The 15,088-nt window shown below is 63.4% G+C and carries 15 protein-coding genes; 6 read left to right on the forward strand and 9 right to left on the reverse strand.

From position 1 onward, the window contains the following. Positions 1-66: 66 nt before the first annotated feature. On the reverse strand, positions 67-1,482 hold the full coding sequence (locus QMF22_RS13340) for a flavin-containing monooxygenase (RefSeq protein ID WP_283454390.1): 1,416 nt from the start codon (positions 1,480-1,482) through the stop codon (positions 67-69). Between the two features lie 53 nt (positions 1,483-1,535). Beyond that, positions 1,536-2,300, reverse strand: a complete 765-nt coding sequence (locus QMF22_RS13345) for an SDR family NAD(P)-dependent oxidoreductase (protein WP_283454392.1) — start codon at positions 2,298-2,300, stop codon at positions 1,536-1,538. Positions 2,301-2,518: 218 nt separating this feature from the next. Here QMF22_RS13345 and QMF22_RS13350 point away from each other — a divergent pair, with 218 nt between their 5' ends. Next, positions 2,519-3,409 (forward strand): LysR family transcriptional regulator, encoded by an 891-nt coding sequence (locus QMF22_RS13350; protein ID WP_283454394.1) that lies wholly within the window; start codon positions 2,519-2,521, stop codon positions 3,407-3,409. A 95-nt stretch (positions 3,410-3,504) separates the two neighbouring features. Here QMF22_RS13350 and QMF22_RS13355 read toward each other — a convergent pair whose 3' ends face one another. Genes QMF22_RS13355 through QMF22_RS13385 form a run of 7 tightly spaced genes read right to left on the reverse strand, consistent with a single transcriptional unit; the run spans position 3,505 to position 8,743 of the window. Continuing rightward, positions 3,505-3,780 carry a DUF6112 family protein gene (locus tag QMF22_RS13355; RefSeq protein WP_283454396.1) on the reverse strand — a complete coding sequence of 92 codons (276 nt, stop codon included), beginning with the start codon at positions 3,778-3,780 and terminating at the stop codon, positions 3,505-3,507. After that, positions 3,780-4,895: a M23 family metallopeptidase gene (locus tag QMF22_RS13360; protein ID WP_283454398.1), complete on the reverse strand. Its 1,116-nt coding sequence runs from the start codon at positions 4,893-4,895 to the stop codon at positions 3,780-3,782. The genes QMF22_RS13355 and QMF22_RS13360 overlap by 1 nt, the downstream gene beginning before the upstream one ends. Before the next feature lie 3 nt (positions 4,896-4,898). Then, a complete protein-coding gene (locus tag QMF22_RS13365; RefSeq protein ID WP_283454399.1) occupies positions 4,899-5,546 on the reverse strand; it encodes a hypothetical protein in 648 nt (215 codons plus the stop codon). Between the two features lie 9 nt (positions 5,547-5,555). After that, positions 5,556-6,578, reverse strand: a complete 1,023-nt coding sequence (locus QMF22_RS13370; RefSeq protein WP_283454401.1) for a ParB N-terminal domain-containing protein — start codon at positions 6,576-6,578, stop codon at positions 5,556-5,558. Then, complete coding sequence (locus QMF22_RS13375; protein ID WP_283454403.1) at positions 6,575-7,429, reverse strand: hypothetical protein; 855 nt, start codon at positions 7,427-7,429, stop codon at positions 6,575-6,577. The genes QMF22_RS13370 and QMF22_RS13375 overlap by 4 nt, the downstream gene beginning before the upstream one ends. A 2-nt stretch (positions 7,430-7,431) precedes the next feature. Continuing rightward, complete coding sequence (locus QMF22_RS13380; RefSeq protein ID WP_283454405.1) at positions 7,432-7,824, reverse strand: hypothetical protein; 393 nt, start codon at positions 7,822-7,824, stop codon at positions 7,432-7,434. Between the two features lie 37 nt (positions 7,825-7,861). Further along, positions 7,862-8,743 (reverse strand): bifunctional DNA primase/polymerase, encoded by an 882-nt coding sequence (locus QMF22_RS13385; protein ID WP_283454407.1) that lies wholly within the window; start codon positions 8,741-8,743, stop codon positions 7,862-7,864. 270 nt (positions 8,744-9,013) lie between these two features. On the opposite strand from QMF22_RS13385, the gene QMF22_RS13390 reads away from it, so the two are divergent. The 5 genes from QMF22_RS13390 (at position 9,014) to QMF22_RS13410 (ending at position 15,087) form a co-directional block, all read left to right on the forward strand. Beyond that, a complete protein-coding gene (locus QMF22_RS13390; RefSeq protein ID WP_283454409.1) occupies positions 9,014-9,472 on the forward strand; it encodes a hypothetical protein in 459 nt (152 codons plus the stop codon). Between the two features lie 7 nt (positions 9,473-9,479). Beyond that, positions 9,480-9,944 carry an ImmA/IrrE family metallo-endopeptidase gene (locus QMF22_RS13395; protein ID WP_283454411.1) on the forward strand — a complete coding sequence of 155 codons (465 nt, stop codon included), beginning with the start codon at positions 9,480-9,482 and terminating at the stop codon, positions 9,942-9,944. Then, a complete protein-coding gene (locus tag QMF22_RS13400) occupies positions 9,941-10,957 on the forward strand; it encodes a DUF6545 domain-containing protein (RefSeq protein ID WP_283454413.1) in 1,017 nt (338 codons plus the stop codon). The genes QMF22_RS13395 and QMF22_RS13400 overlap by 4 nt, the downstream gene beginning before the upstream one ends. Then, the gene (locus QMF22_RS13405; protein WP_283454414.1) at positions 10,954-12,105 is read left to right on the forward strand and encodes an alpha/beta hydrolase; all 1,152 of its coding nucleotides are present in this window, start codon (positions 10,954-10,956) and stop codon (positions 12,103-12,105) included. Before QMF22_RS13400 ends, QMF22_RS13405 begins: the two co-directional genes overlap by 4 nt. Before the next feature lie 132 nt (positions 12,106-12,237). Next, positions 12,238-15,087 carry a DUF1156 domain-containing protein gene (locus QMF22_RS13410; RefSeq protein ID WP_283454416.1) on the forward strand — a complete coding sequence of 950 codons (2,850 nt, stop codon included), beginning with the start codon at positions 12,238-12,240 and terminating at the stop codon, positions 15,085-15,087. Position 15,088: the final 1 nt, after the last annotated feature.

Raw genomic sequence — 15,088 nt, forward strand, 5'->3', positions numbered from 1 at the left:
CCCCGCTCCTACAACCGGAGAAGCGGGGCCCGTGCAGTCATGTAGGGGCTAGCGGACTCTCGGACGCTACGCCGCAGTCACCTGCGCTTCCATGCGGCTCCGCCGCGGCAAGGACGCGTAGAAGTCCTCATCATCGAAGCCGGTCGGTACGGCGATGCCGAATTCTGTGCGGGCTGCCTGCGGAATAGTAGCCAGAAGCATCTGCGCGTCGTACTGATTCTCGTTGCGCGGGGTGTCGACGAAGGGAAAACCTGCCGTCATGTCCGGGTCGTATTCGGTCTTGAACCGGCGAAGGCCCTCTGCGTTCTCCCCGGTCAACGTCGCGTGCGCATCGGCTGCGGCGAAGTTGGCGAAGTAGTCGAAAACCGTCCAGCCTGCGCCGACCGCTGCGTGGAGGCTGCCACCGGAGTAGATACCCTCCACTCCGGGGAAGAACAGTGCGAGGTGCAGGTGCGGGTGGCCGCGCCGGTACTCGACCAGTCCGTCCGGGAGAAAGTCGTAGTGCACCTCGTACCCGGTCGCGAAGACGATGACGTCGACGTCCTCGGAGGTTCCATCGTCAAAATACACGGTTGAGCCATCGATTCGATCGAGGTCTGGGTGACGCGTGAGCAGTCCGTGTGAAAACGCGTGCAGCACGGTATTGCTCACGATCGGGTGCGTTTCACCGACTGGCCCGTCCGGTATGGGGAGCCCGTAGGCAGACAGATCACCGACGGTGGAGAGCACGACGTCCATGAAATCTGCGGGTTCAAGCCCGTCCATCCACGGTCGGGGCGTGATCTGCGCTCGGCCGTCGAACAGGTCAGGCAGGGCCACACCAAAGATCTGCTTGGGAAAGAAATAGTACGGCCGTCGAGTCGATAGGGACGCAGCGTCAGCATGGAAGGCGGCATCCGACGCGATGTCGACGCCGCTGTTACCCGCACCGACCACGAGCACCCGCTTGCCATTCAGCTCCTCGGTCGAGCGATAGTCCTTCGCGTGGATCGCACGACCGGTGAAGGAGTCGAGACCGGGGATGTTCGGAACGAGCGGCTGCCACTGCGACCCGATCGCCGAGTATATTCCGCGGTAGCGACGCGTTTCACCGGTAGACAACAGCACGTTCCAGTAGCGGCCGCCCGCAGTGTCGACCGGCGTGGCCGTGACGACGGACAGCCCGAACTCGCAGAGTTCGTCGAGCTGAAACTCGTGTGCGAAGTCCTGAATGTAGGCGTAGAGGTCCGACCACCGTGGGTACATCGGCAGGTCGTCAGACATGGGGAATCCGACGAATCCACCGGCCACCCGAGACGAGATCATGCTGCACGTTTCATACATCGGGGTTCCGGGGTTGTCCATGTCCCAGAGACCGCCGAGCCGGGTGTGGCGTTCAATGATGTCAACGTCGATGCCGTATCGGCGGAAGGCCCGAGCGGCGATGAGCCCGTTGACACCGGCACCGATGATCAGATAGCGGGTGGGAAGTTCGTTGGTCATAGAATTCTCTCTTTCGTCAAGATCGCAGAATGGCGTATGCATCACCGGGTGGACTAGGTCAGAACTGTGCCGCCATCAACGGCCAGCGTCTGGCCTGTGATGTTCTTGGCTTTCTCACTGAGAAAAAAGGCCGTCGCTTCGGCGACGTCTTCCGGCTCTTGCGGCCGCCCCATGGGTACGTTCTGATCCACGATGCCGGCGAAGATTTGTTCGTCGGTCACGTCGGCCAGCGCCGCATTGCTCTCGCGCATGAAGGGCACGCTATTGCGCCACATGTCGGTGTAGATAAACCCGGGCATGATCGCATTCGAGCGGATGCCTTTGCGCCCGTAACCGCGCGCGAAGCTGTGACTCAGTTCGATGACCGCAGCCTTCGAGGCACCGTAATGCGCCAGCACGTCGTTGCCCGAGCGCGCGCCGATCGACGAGATATTGACAATGGATGCCGGAGCCGTCGCGACGCGAACAAACGCCTGCGACATCAGGAAGGTTCCCTTGGTATTGATTTCGAATACACGATCCCACTGCTGCGGCTGAAGTTCTTCGATGCCGCAGAAACCGCCGATACCTGCGGCGTTGACCAAGCCAGTCACGGCGCCCTCTTGGCTGGCTCGCTCAAACAGAGCCGTGACCTGGTCGGGGTCACTCACGTCGCAGACATGAGAAACGACGCGGGCACTTGAGCTTGCGCCGATGCTCTCGACAACCGCTTGCAGTGCCTGTTCCTGAATGTCGGTCAGAACGACGACGTCGAAGTCGTCGGCGACGCGAGCGGCGATTGCCGACCCCAGTCCGCCTGCTGCCCCGGTAACAATCACAACTCTTGTATTCACTACGACTCCTCATTGAGTGGTGGATGGCGAGAGTGCAGGCATCCGTTTTCGTGGAACCTGACTCTCGTTGGTTCGAGATTGAGTCTCCGTGTGGCGGGCCTCGAAGTACATGTCGCAAACCGTGCGTGTGCGCACGAACTTCTTATGGGGCGTCGAACCGGTGGCATCTACACTGTGAACACCTGCCAAGGAGGGCGACGCGCGTGAACAAAGATGTTTCGGGCTTGGATATCAACTTGAGAGCTGTGAGCGCTTTCGTCACGGTCATGGGAGAAGGTCATTTTGGCCGGGCGGCCGCGAGCATGTTTGTGACGGCTCCGGCTCTGAGTCAACAGATTCGTCGTCTCGAGCAATCGTTGGGCTTTCGGCTGATCAAGCGAGACTCGCACCCGCTGACGCTGACGGCCGCCGGAGTGGCGTTCATGCCACACGCCTGCCGGCTGCTCGATTCCGCGCAGGAGGCAGCCCTCGATCTGGCCCGTTTTGCTCGCAGTCGCGATCACACCCTGCGGGTGGGCTTCATCGTCGGCGGCACGCAGCACGCGACGGCACTGCTGCGTCGTTTGAGCAACCGCATCGAGCTCAAGCAGCTGAGCTGGCCTGAGCAGTTGACCGCCGTAGCCAACGGAACGGTTGACGCATCGTTTGTGATTCCGCCTATTCCGCTCGTCGACGGCCTGACCCTGGAGCCGATCGGAACGGAGCCCCGGGTTGTTGCCGTACATCGTGAGCATCCGCTCGTGGGCAGCGCCTCCGTGTCGATCAATGACCTGGACGATGATGAGCACGTCGGAGCCGACCACATGACTCCGGACTGGATGAATTGGTGGGCGGTCGACCCGCGCCCCAGCGGACGACCCGTGCGTTACGGACCGATAATCCACACGATGGATGAAGAGTTGCAGTTGGTCGCTACCGGCCGCGCCATTGCGATCACTACATCTTCAATCGCGTCGTACTACTCCGGGGCGGATGTCGAGTTCATCCCCGTTCGCGACATCGAACCCTGCGTGATCATGCTCTGCACGAGAACCGGGGACGACCACCCCGGAGTCAGGGAGCTGCGCAGTGCGAGTTTGGCGCTCATGCCCTAGGGCTGCTTCTTGTGGCGTCGACAGTTGACGTTGGTCACCGCAGTAAGCGATCCGTTTCAGATTTCATGCCACCGTTTTGTTGGCGGCTTCGATACTTATCGGGCCGTTAAAGTGGACCCGACTCCAAGTAGAAAATTCACCCAAGCAACACCTGCGCCCGCGAGTGCCGCGGCGCCACACGCGACCAAGAGCCCGACCCGAGCTCTTGTTGCCATGTGATGGTTACCGTGCACCGAGGCGAGGGCCCACGTCACCCCGCTGGTGATCATCATCAGCACCGCGATGATGAGCACGAACGTCAGCAGGGCGCCGACGACGCTTTTCAGCTCTAAAGCGCCACCGACGGCACCGAAGTCGGGAAACACGTCCATCACGCCACCGGGCATCCGCTGGTCGCTTCGGTCAGATCGGCGGCACCGTGGGCGGCCAGCCAGTCGACCGTGTTCACGGCAGGCTGACTCGACCCACCCGGATGGATCTCCAGATGCAAATGCGGCCCGGTCGATTTGCCCGCGGACCCGACGTCGCCAATGTGCTGGCCGGGGACCACGCTGTCGCCGACCGCGACGTGCATGCCCTGCTCGTACATGTGCGCGTAGTACGAGGTGACCCGCTCGCCGCCGACCGTGTGCTCGATGGTGATCAGTCCGCCGTAGGTGCCACGTTGCCCGGCGAAGCTCACGACGCCGTCGGCGACCGCGAGGATCGGCGTGCCCAATGGCGCCGCGAGATCACTTCCCGCGTGAAAACGCCGCTCACCCGTGTACGGATCGATACGCCACCCAAAACTGTCAGTGTTCGTGTACGAGCCAGCGGGCAGCGGAAACACGACCCGCGACGACTCGACAACGCTCGAAGACCGAGTGAGCGCAACCAGAATCGCTTCTGCAACCGGCTCAAAGTTCGCGTACCGATCCGGATAGGCACTGACCTCTACGGCCTGTGCCGCCGTGCCCGGCTCGAGCATCTGCCAGCCGGGGACGTCGAGCAGCCCGCGAGGCGACCCGGCGTTCGGCCCTGACGCTCCACCGAAGAACGCCCGCGCCTGGTACTCCGCGTCCATGAGCTCAGCGACCGTTCCCCAGCCCGAGGAGGGCCGCATCTGAAACAGCCCCAGCGAGTCGTGATCTGAACCGACCCCGTCGTGAGGGTAGGAAGCGGACTCCGGATACGCGCCGGTATTGGCCAACAGACGCAAGGCTGACTCCGTGAGCGCGGCCATCAACGCCACGAGCACACCTGCGCGTCCGACCTCGGCCGTTTGCCCGCCCACAGTGATGATCGTTCCCGCATGGGTCAGCTGGCGCCGATTCAAAATGACTGATCGGCCGCCTAAAGTCCGGGCGGTGAGCGAGTCAGGAATCGTCCAGACGGTCAGCGATCCGCACGAGCTCGCCACCGTGGTCACCAGCGCGGCCACGCCCAGCAGACCACCCAGTGGGCAAGCGAGCATCAGCACCACGACAAGACCGATGAGCTTCTTCATCGCTCACTCCAGCGGATGGTCGAGCTTCGACAGGCGCAGCAGCGTGCACGACTCCTGGCCCGGGCACACCACGAAGACCGTGAACGACACCCGCCGCTCCGTACGAACGAGATCGGTGTCCCACGTTCCCGCGCGATGACGGGTTCCCACGACCGTGAGCGCGGCAGCACCCAGTGGAATCTGGCCGGGCGCCGCCTGATCCAGCGCGGTCGCCCACGCAGCCGGCACGGTCACCGACTCCACGTCGAGCCACTGCCGCGTGCCATACGAAGCGAGACGCTGCCACATCTCAGCGCCCGGAAGGTAGTCCCGCACGTCGGCGGCCAGAGCTGCCGCTTCCTCCGCATCGGCCACGTCCACCAGAACCTGCGCCCAGTCGGCCAGGCCAGCATCCTGACGCGTGTCCCAATCAAACAGCGCGTGCGCAACACTGCGCGCAAACAGCTCAGGGCTCGACGTTTCGAGTATCGGCTGCGGTTGGTCGGTTGGCACGACCGCTACAGCGGATGCCGTTGGCGCGGGCCGGGCCGGCGGGCTCGCTTTCGCCGGCCCGCGGACCAGCCCAACCAACCCAATGACTGCCAGCACGATCAGCGCGATGCCAGCACCCACGATGGCGAGGGCAAGTCGACGGCGGCGAAAGATCTGCATGGTGGGCTCCTATCTAATGCGGGAAACGGTGGCGGAGACCGGCGCGACGGTGGGGGAGTCGCGGAGGGTGCGCATCCGCTCGAAGAAGGCGACGGTGCCGACAAGGGTTGCTTGGAACTGGCCCCATTGGTCGTCGGTGAGTTCGGCGGCGACCTCGGCCTCGTCGTAGCGCAGCCACCAGTCGCGCAGGTCGTTCCAGAGGAAGACGAAAGAACGCGTGGGCAATATTGAGTCGGCCGCAGCTACAGGGCGGGCCTTCTGGGCGCGCTTCGCTGTCTTCGCGCGGGCGAGTGCCTCCCGGGCCAGCTGCTCGAGGTCGGCGGAACGCCCGGCAGTAGGTGCAACTGGAACCAGCGACCGAATGGGCGTCTCCGCCGCGACGCGGTCAACCTCGGCCGCAACCCTCTCGTGCGCAGCTGCTACCGATCCGCCGTTCTGAATCACCGCCAGTTCCTCCCTCGCGCGCGTGCGCAGCGTCTCGTCGAGACTCTCGTCGTCCGCCATCCGCTGCAGATGGCCGATGCGTTCTAACGTCGTATAGGAGCGCCGACCGGTTACAAGAAGGGCTGCCTGCGCGCGAACGCGATCAATCTGCTGCGGTTGTGCCACCGTGGCACCACCGTCTGATCTGGGCTTTTCTGAGCCGAAGCGTGTTGCGGCTTGGCGCCGCTGGGCATCCTCAGCGAGAAGCGTCTTCACTTCGCGATACAGGGCGGCCGCTTCGGTGGGGGCGAAGGCCTTGTGCAGGGCGTTGTCGTCCTGCTCGGCAAGTAACTGGGCGAGGTGGTCCGAAATGCCGGAGCGTACCCAGACATTGAGTTTGCGCACGCCGAGCTGCCGAAGCGCCGCCAACCGGCGGGCACCGCAGATGAGAGTGCCGTCGGGCGTCACCGTGATCGGCTGCAGCAGTCCCTGCCGCTCGATCGAAGCGGCGAGCGCGTCGATGTCGCCGAGATCCGTGCGATGCCGCGACCCGATGCGGATGGAGTCGATCGACCGCTCCAACTCGATGTGTCCCGGAGTGATGGTCATGCGAACACCCGTGGCGAGTGCAGAACGATGTCGGAGACCAGGTCGTCATCGCCGAGCAGCGCGTGCAGCGGCTCGCCGACCAGCAAGCGCAAGAGGATGCCGCGCCCGGCCGCGGTGTGCGCGTGCAGCGAGTTGCCGGATCCCAAAAGGGTTCGCAGCATGCTCATCCAGGCCGGCTGCGAAACGTCGAGCAAAGCGCGAGCGGCGTAGTCGCGGCGAAGCGACTCGAAGGCCGACGGGCGAGACGTAGCATCCGCTAACCGGCTGCAGACGTACTCGATGCCGTCGCGGGCGCGGTCTGCCGGCCAGCCGAGCAGTGTGAAGAGAGAGATCGCATTTTCAACGGCCAGAGACACCTCAACCAGCGGCTCCTCCTCGTCCAATTTGTCGGCCTGATTGACGCTGAACGCAGGGTGATATTCCGGCAGGGCATGCTCGCGATCGCTGAAGCGTTCGGCATCGTGAAACACCGACACCTGGGGCCGCCGCGCCTGGTGCACTGAGCAGAGCAGGCCGCGGGCGCGTTCCTCGGCGATGCAGGTCACCTGCACGGCTCGGGTGACGATGGCCCACGGGTCGTCGGCGCGCAATGTCGAGGGTGCCCGCATCGCGTCAAAGGCGGCCGCGGCAGCCTCCCACGGGTCGAGGAAGTGCTTGCGCGCCAGCCCGGCGTAGCGCTGGGCGGTGAACTGCATGAGTTCGGAAGCCTCGGGGTCGCTGCGCCAGCGGGCGCCGCCATCCGCTTGAAGTCGTGCGAGCAGCCGGCGCAGGCCTTCGGATTCGCGAAAAGTCATCGTCGCGGCACCTCCCGTCGAGTCGGTGTGTGTTGCCGTGTTCAACAGGATGCTCATGGTCACGCCCGCCCGAAAGCGTCGCGGCCGATCTGTGCACGGTCTCGCACCGCTCCGAACTCGGAGAGGGGAGCCAGCCGGGCGGCCCGCGCGCGAATCGCCCGCACGGCGGTGACGGGTGCCCGTCGAATCTGCCGCACGGAGTTGGCTTGAAAGTCGATGCCGCGGCCGGCGATGCGTCCGGCGCCCAGATTGAGCAGATCCGCCGCGCGAATCCAGGTGACGGCAGGGTGCGAGGAGGTCCGGGCTGCTGGCGGCAAACTCGAGGTGCCGCCTCGAGCGCGCGTTGCGAGGCGCGATTTCTCCTCCAGCACGGCGTGCAGCGGATGCCGCTCGCCACCGGCATCGACGCTGGTCGCGCCGTGTGACTTATCGAAGTCGTCTACATCCATCACTTCATCTCCTTTGGGTTGGTGATTTGAACAGAGCCATTCATGACAGGCAGGGCGGGTCGCCGCGTCTGGTTGCCGGGGCGGGTCTGTCGAACGCTTGCGCACTGCCAGGGGCGCGACGGCTCGCCGAGCTGATCGTCGTGAGAATCTCGCGCTCGTCGAGGCCAGCAGTCTGGGCGGATGGGCCGAGCGCGGCCTCAACGTCTGCGGGGGCGAGTCCCGCCTCGACTAGGCGGCAGGCCGCCCAGAACAGCCCACTGTTACGCTCGCCCTCCTGCAGGTTGCTCACCCATTGCGCGAGCCGGCTCGGCTCCGGCGCCCTGGCGACTGATGCCCGTGTCCCCGTTCGCGGCGGCCTCGGGTCGATGAAGCTGCGGAGCGCAACGGCGTCGACCGGCTGCGCGCTGGCTGCCGACAGCGAATGCAGCCGATAGCTGGCGCGACCGGTGTCCGTCGCCAGTGTCGAGGGCGGCACGACGACGTAGCCGCCGTCCCCGCGAAAGTCGATGTGCGCGTTCGCCGCCTGCCAACATCGCTGCGGCCGATCTGCGATCGCGGCAAAGTACGCGTGCATTCCACCCGACGGAGTACGCACCCGGGCGAGCTCGCCGTCGACCAGCCCGGCTGCGGTAGCCCGCTCGAACGCGGCGAAGCCGGCATCCGTTTTGGTCACGTCGATGTCGACGACGTCGATGCCCGACGCGCTGCCCGTCGGCATGCCGATGTTCGCACCCGGCCACCGCGTCCACCAGGCCTGCACCTGTTCAACATCGCGGCTGGCATCGTGAAACCCCGCAGGCGTTAGCGGATGCTTACCCTCCGGCACACACGGAAACACCGGAATCCCCGCCCGGGCAAAAGCAAGTGCGGCATCCCGCACCGGCAGTCGTCTCGAAGCTAGCAACACCTCAGCAACGCCCATCAGACACTCCGAACGCGGAGCCATACGTGCCAATTCACAACAATCACCTTCCCGAAGGACTGCCACGCAGGCGTGGCTCGATGACACGAAGGTGAATCTCGCTTCGCTAAGGCGTTCGGCGAGAAAGCTCCGTGTTGAGCATGCTCAATATCAATTCACGGTCTGGTTTAGCACCACCTTTGAGCATGCGCAACCCTTGATTTGATCATGCTCAAAGAGTATGTTGAGCATGCGTAACATCCTGAGCATTGATCAATTCAAGGAAGTCCCATGCCAGACGACGAGAGCACGACAGCCGCGGAGGATCTCGCAAAGCGCCTGCGCCTGCTGCTCGACGTTGCCGAGGCTGAGACGGGCAGCGAGCCGACGTTCGCTCAGATTGCGGCATTCCTAGAAACGCGCGGCACGAACCTCTCGCGTTCGCGCTGGACCTACATCATCAACGGCCACCGGTACGTTCAAGACCGCGCGCTGTTCGAAGGCCTCGCTGCCTACTTCGACGTCGACCCGGCTTTCCTCGCTGGCTCGGAGGGCGCCGCGACCCCGGCCAAGGTCAGCGCCCAACTCGATCTCGTGCGTTCCATGCGTGCGGCCCGAGTCAAGTCCTACGCGGCACGTACACTGGGAGACATCTCTCCTAACGCTCTACGGGCGATCAGCAAATTTTTGGATGCGGAAGTCGCGCAGAGCCCGCCAGATGAAACCCCACCCGCGTCCGGAGGGAATTGAGACGGCAGTGAACAACACAGCGAGTGTGGCGACAGCCGTCGACGAACTCGCCTTAGGCGAGACCTTCACCTTCGACGAGCTCGTTATGGCCGTGCAGCGCAACCGGGGACGACAACTGCGAATAGTCGAACTCGCAGAACTCGGCGTGCACGATGGTCTGTGCGCCGTCTGGCTCGGAGCCGAAGACCAAGATCTCATCCTCCACGCTCACAGCGACTCGGCGCTGCATCGCCAGCAGTTCGTGTTGCACGAGCTGGCCCACATGATCCTCGGTCACAAGTTCGACGAGTATGCCGAAGCTGCCGATTTCTTGCTCCCCGACATCCCGAAAGAGACCCGACGGCGATTGCTCAGACGTCAAAATCTCGACTCCGCCGAAGAAGTTCAGGCCGAGACCCTTGCCGACATTTTCGCCGCAGCAATCAGACGGTCAATGAGAAACTCCTCCCGATTCGCGGAGATTTTCGGATGATTCCCCTACTCGTCTCCGCCCTCATGTGGCTGCTCGTCGCCAGCCTGCTGATCCTGCGACGCGGTCACGCCGACCGCAACATCAGCTACGCCGCAGTCACGATCGCCGTCGCCATGACCCTCAACACCGACCAGGTCTATCGCCCCCTCGACAAGCTTGCTGGCGGCACCAACATCGCGACCCTCCCGGCCGACCTCGCACTCATGATTGGCGTGTTCTTTCTCGGCCGCGGCGTCCTGAAAGCCTCCGAACAACAGTCCTGGGCAGAGCGATTCGCGCTTGGCCGAATCGTGCTCACAGCTGCAATCATCGGCGCCGTCGGCTCGTTCTTCTTCATCGATGGCGGTACCACCACGACCAACTTCATGCTCGACCTGGGCGACCAGCCCAGTGCCGGCACCTACTCCATGATCCAATTCACCTACTACGCTATCGTCCTATCCACGATGGCCGTGCTCGCAGCCCGGCAGGTTCGCAAGAGCGCAGGCGTCCAGCGGATGCCGCCGACGTCCCTCCTCGTCGGAAGCATCCTCGGCGTTCTGTTGAGCGTCGTAGTCATCACAATGGATATCGCGCATCTGGCTGGCGACCTCACTCTGATGAAGGGCGTGGCCATTGCCTATGAACCGCTGCACCTGATGACATTCGTGCTGCTGTGTCTGGGATTCGCCGGCCAGCCTGCCGCCCGCGCTCTGAAGGCGCGATCTCGTGATCGGACAACGCGGATGCTCGTTTCTGAACTTCACCCTCTCTGGGTAGCGGCGACCGCCGCACGACCGGGCATCAGCCAAAACACGCGTGGGTCAACTGGCGCTGAGCCTGAGACGATTCTTCACCGCCAGATCGTCGAAATTCGTGACGCAATCATCGATGCGCGAGTGTCGTTTCAGGTCGATGACCGAGACCGGCACCTCATCGAGCGCGCCGAAAGCCACCTCCTTGGAGGCGGTCTGACTGAGCCGGTGGCGGAGGCATCACGCGCTATGACCAGTCCCGTGCTGCAGAAACGATGAGAGTTGCTTTGGCGCTGGCCGGCGCGGCGATCGCGGCCGCCGTGGGTCTCGGCGGGCTTGGCCTGGTGATCGCGAGGCGGCTGACTGCACCGATAAGCGGACGAAAGTTCGATCTCACCATTCGGGGAGTAGACAACTCGGGGGAGCGACCCATACTCATCCTCGATCGCACGCCGCGCACCGCCGCACCCGGCGACTACTGCCTCATTCTCGAGAATGGCGGTTGGGTTCGTTTGGCGCCCGGAGTCGAGGACCGCGGGCAGAGTCTCGTCGGCCGCGAGGTCGTGGGGGAGTCGGGGCCAGGCGTGGCCGCCGGCCAGAGCGCGTCCTGGAGCGGCATCTATTTCCAGAGCCCAGCCGATGCAGGACTCCAGTCGACTGACATCAAGATACAAACGGATGTCGGCCCGGCGCCCGCCTGGCTCGTCGCGCCCCAAGGCCCCCCGTCGAGCACGTGGGCTATCCATATCCACGGTCTCGGCAGCACGCGCGCTGGAACGCTGCGGGGCGTGCAGGTCGCCTCGGAAGCTGGGCTGACGTCCCTCGTCGTGACATATCGGAACGACGGCGAAGGTCCTCTCGCGGGGACCGGACGATCGGAGCTCGGTGGTGCCGAGACCGATGACGTGCGAGCGGCCGTGGATTACGCCCGCGAAAACGGCGCACGTAGCGTCATCCTGTTTGGCTGGTCAATGGGAGGTGCAATTGCACTGCAGCTCGCCGCTGATCCGAAGCTGCACGGCATCGTCGATGGACTCGTGCTCGACTCGCCTATCCTCGACTGGGTCGCAACGCTCAAGGCGAATAGCGCGCGGTCGGGCCTGCCTGCCAGGGCCGGCGCGCTAGCCTCGCCGTGGCTCAGCTTCCGGCCGCTGGCTCGCATGACGGGTCTAATCGACCCCGTCGGTCTGCCCTGCTTCGACTGGATGGCGCGTGCTGAAGAGTTGACCATTCCGACAGTTATTCTCCACGGCGCAAGGGACACGTCATCGCCGTTCGGGGTCTCGGCGCGCCTCACAGCATTGCGTCCCGACGCAGTTGACCTCGAGGCATTCGAAGCGGATCACACAATGAGTTGGAACTCCGATCGCGTGCGCTGGCGGGCAGTCGTCGCCTCGTGGCTAGGATCGCTTGTAGTAGTCGGTTGAACCCGGTCTGCTTATGGCGTGAACGTGGGGCGATTCATGCCCGTCGGTACTGGTCGATAAGCTAGAAATGCCAAGCCGGGGGATGGCCCAAACAGCTATGCCCCGACAGCATCGCCGATTCTGGAGGACCGCGTGACCGTAAGACGCAAGCTGATTGAAGTCGCCCTTCCTTTGGAGGCGATCAACAAGCAGTCGGCCCGCGAAAAATCGATCCGCCACGGGCATCCCGCGACGCTTCATCTCTGGTGGGCGCGCCGGCCCCTTGCCACGGCCCGAGCTGTGCTTTTTGCCCAGCTGGTAGATGATCCGTCCGCTCGGGAAGACGAGTTTCGGGCCGATGCGGTCCGTCGGGGTGAAACCGAGATTGACGCCTACGTCGAGCGCCGCGTTGTCAGCGAACGCGAGCGCCTCTTTGATCTGATCACGCGCATGGTCGACTGGGATAACCTCAACGACGAAACCCTTTTTGACGCGGTGCGCGCCGAAATCAGGCGGTCCACCAACGGCAACCCGCCGGCAATCCTCGACCCGTTCGCGGGCGGTGGCACTATCCCGCTGGAGGCCCAGCGCCTCGGCCTCGAAGCGCACGCCTCTGACCTCAACCCGGTTTCTGTACTCATCAACAAGGCCCTCATCGACATCCCTCCGACATTCGCCGGTCAACCTCCGGTATTCCCGGGTGCCGCCGGTCAGAAAGCTGGCGACTGGCCCAAGGCGACGGGACTCGCCGAGGATGTGCGTCGCTACGGCCGCTGGATGCGAGATGAGGCCGTGAAGCGCATCGGAAATCTCTATCCAAAGGCCACCCTCGCGGACGGCAGCCAAGCCACCGTGATTGCTTGGATTTGGGCCCGCACCGTAACGTGTCCCAACCCAGCATGTGGAATTGAGATGCCGCTAGTGAGGTCGTGGTGGCTTGGCAAGAGGACAGGGAAGGAGGCCTATATCGTGCCGGCGGTCCACGAAGGAAGGGTTTCCTTCGCGGTGAGCCATGACGCAAAATTCACGCCAGCCCTAGATGCCGACGGCACGATCGGTCGAGCCGGAGCGATTTGTTTGTCGTGCTCAGCGACCACGTCGATGTCGTACATCCGTGCGGAGGGACAGGCGCACAGAATCGGGTACGTGATGATGGCGACAGTGGCATCCAGCGGTCGTGGTCGCGTGTACCTTTCAGTAAGCGACCTGCAGCGCCGTGCGGCTGATGTAAACCGACCAGTGGGCACGCCGCCCGGCACGATCGCCGAAAATCCGAGGTGGTTTGCCCCGCCCTCATTCGGAATGACCGAATTTAGCGATCTATTCACAAACCGTCAGCTGACCACTTTGACGACGCTAACGGATCTCGTGGGGGAGGCGAGGGCAAAGGTGGTTCTAGACGCTACCCTGGCACCGAGGCAACCCCGCCCAGGTACACCCGGTGCTGAAGAAAATCCGATACGGCCCGAAGCCTATGCTGACGCGATCGCCACCTACCTTGGCATGGGAGTCAGCCGTACTGCAGACATCGGTAACTCGCTCGCGACATGGTCAAGTTCTCGAGACCAGGTCAGTCACCTCTTTACGCGGCATGCCATCCCAATGGCTTGGGATTTCACCGAAGTGTCACCGTTTGCGAGCGCGGCTGGGGACTTCGCAGTTGCGACAGCGTCAATGGCAAAGGTCATAGAGCGCCTTCCTGCTTCTCAGCCAGCAACAGCACACCAGAGTGACGCATCGACCCGAGACTATGAGAACTTCATCGTCTCCACGGACCCTCCCTACTACGACAACATCGGCTACTCGGATCTATCAGATTTCTTCTACGTCTGGCTTCGAAGCGCGCTGCGGGCGGTGCATCCCAAGCTTTTCAGTACGATGCTGGTCCCCAAAGACGAAGAACTGGTAGCCAATCCGTACAGGCATGACGGCACTGATGGCGCTAAGAAGTTCTTTGAAAACGGATTCGAGCATGTATTTGAACGAGCCCGAACAAGCGCATCGAGTGAATATCCAATCACCGTTTACTACGCTTTCAAACAATCTGAAGCTGACGACGGCGGTGAATCATCGACCGGATGGGAAACTCTGCTGGGCAGTATGATCCGTGCGGGCTGGCTAATCACAGCAACATGGCCCGTTCGCTCCGAAAGGACTGGGCGAATGATCAGCATTGGTACAAACGCCCTAGCATCGTCGATTGTCTTGGCTCTGCGACCGCGGCCAATACAGGCGCCGATCGTTGACCGTCGCGGTCTTCTCGCTGAGCTGAAGGCGACCCTTCCCGATGCATTGCGTGAGCTCCAGCAGGGTGCCATTGCTCCCGTCGACCTTGCGCAAGCCGCCATCGGTCCGGGTATGGCCATTTTTTCTAAGTACTCACGGGTTATTGAGCCAGCCGGCGGCGACATGAGTGTTAGAGACGCGCTGCAGCAGATTAACATAGTCCTTGATGAGGTATTGTCGCAGCAAGAAGGCGACTTCGATCGCGAGACGCGGTGGTGTCTCGCTTGGTTCGAGGGGCACGGCTTCGAGACCGGCAACTATGGCGAAGCCGAGACGCTCGCGAACGCGAAGAGCGCATCAGTTGCGGCACTCGCGCGGTCTGGAATACTCTCGAGCGGAGCTGGCAAGGTGCGTCTCTTCGCGCCCGCCGATTTGCCCGGCGACTATGACCCGACGACAGACGACCATGTGAGCCTGTGGGAAATTACCCTTCACCTGGCGCGCGCGCTCGGTGACCAGGGTGGTGGGCTCGCGGAGGCCGGGCGGATTCTGGCCCGAGCCGAGGAACGCGGCTTCGATATGGCTCCGGCCCATGAGCTCGCTTACCGGCTTTTCGCGCTCACCGAGAAGAAGGGGCTCGTGCAGCCGGGCATCCTCTTCAACGCCCTCGGTTCGTCGTGGCCCGAACTGCGCGCTGCGGCGAAGGCTGCGACGGACACTCAGCCCGCGCGCACCGTTGTGGGCACCTTCGATTTCGACACGCTCACCGCAGACTAGG

Source organism: Cryobacterium sp. PH31-L1 (assembly GCF_030063145.1).
Classification (GTDB): domain Bacteria; phylum Actinomycetota; class Actinomycetes; order Actinomycetales; family Microbacteriaceae; genus Cryobacterium.

Coding starts and splice junctions, on each gene's coding strand:
- QMF22_RS13340 (WP_283454390.1), bottom strand. CDS start 1,482: ATGACCAACGAACTTCCCACCCGCTATCTGATCATCGGTGCCGGTGTC.
- QMF22_RS13355 (WP_283454396.1), bottom strand. CDS start 3,780: ATGGACGTGTTTCCCGACTTCGGTGCCGTCGGTGGCGCTTTAGAGCTG.
- QMF22_RS13360 (WP_283454398.1), bottom strand. CDS start 4,895: ATGAAGAAGCTCATCGGTCTTGTCGTGGTGCTGATGCTCGCTTGCCCA.
- QMF22_RS13365 (WP_283454399.1), bottom strand. CDS start 5,546: ATGCAGATCTTTCGCCGCCGTCGACTTGCCCTCGCCATCGTGGGTGCT.
- QMF22_RS13370 (WP_283454401.1), bottom strand. CDS start 6,578: ATGACCATCACTCCGGGACACATCGAGTTGGAGCGGTCGATCGACTCC.
- QMF22_RS13375 (WP_283454403.1), bottom strand. CDS start 7,429: ATGAGCATCCTGTTGAACACGGCAACACACACCGACTCGACGGGAGGT.
- QMF22_RS13385 (WP_283454407.1), bottom strand. CDS start 8,743: ATGGGCGTTGCTGAGGTGTTGCTAGCTTCGAGACGACTGCCGGTGCGG.
- QMF22_RS13390 (WP_283454409.1), top strand. CDS start 9,014: ATGCCAGACGACGAGAGCACGACAGCCGCGGAGGATCTCGCAAAGCGC.
- QMF22_RS13400 (WP_283454413.1), top strand. CDS start 9,941: ATGATTCCCCTACTCGTCTCCGCCCTCATGTGGCTGCTCGTCGCCAGC.
- QMF22_RS13405 (WP_283454414.1), top strand. CDS start 10,954: ATGAGAGTTGCTTTGGCGCTGGCCGGCGCGGCGATCGCGGCCGCCGTG.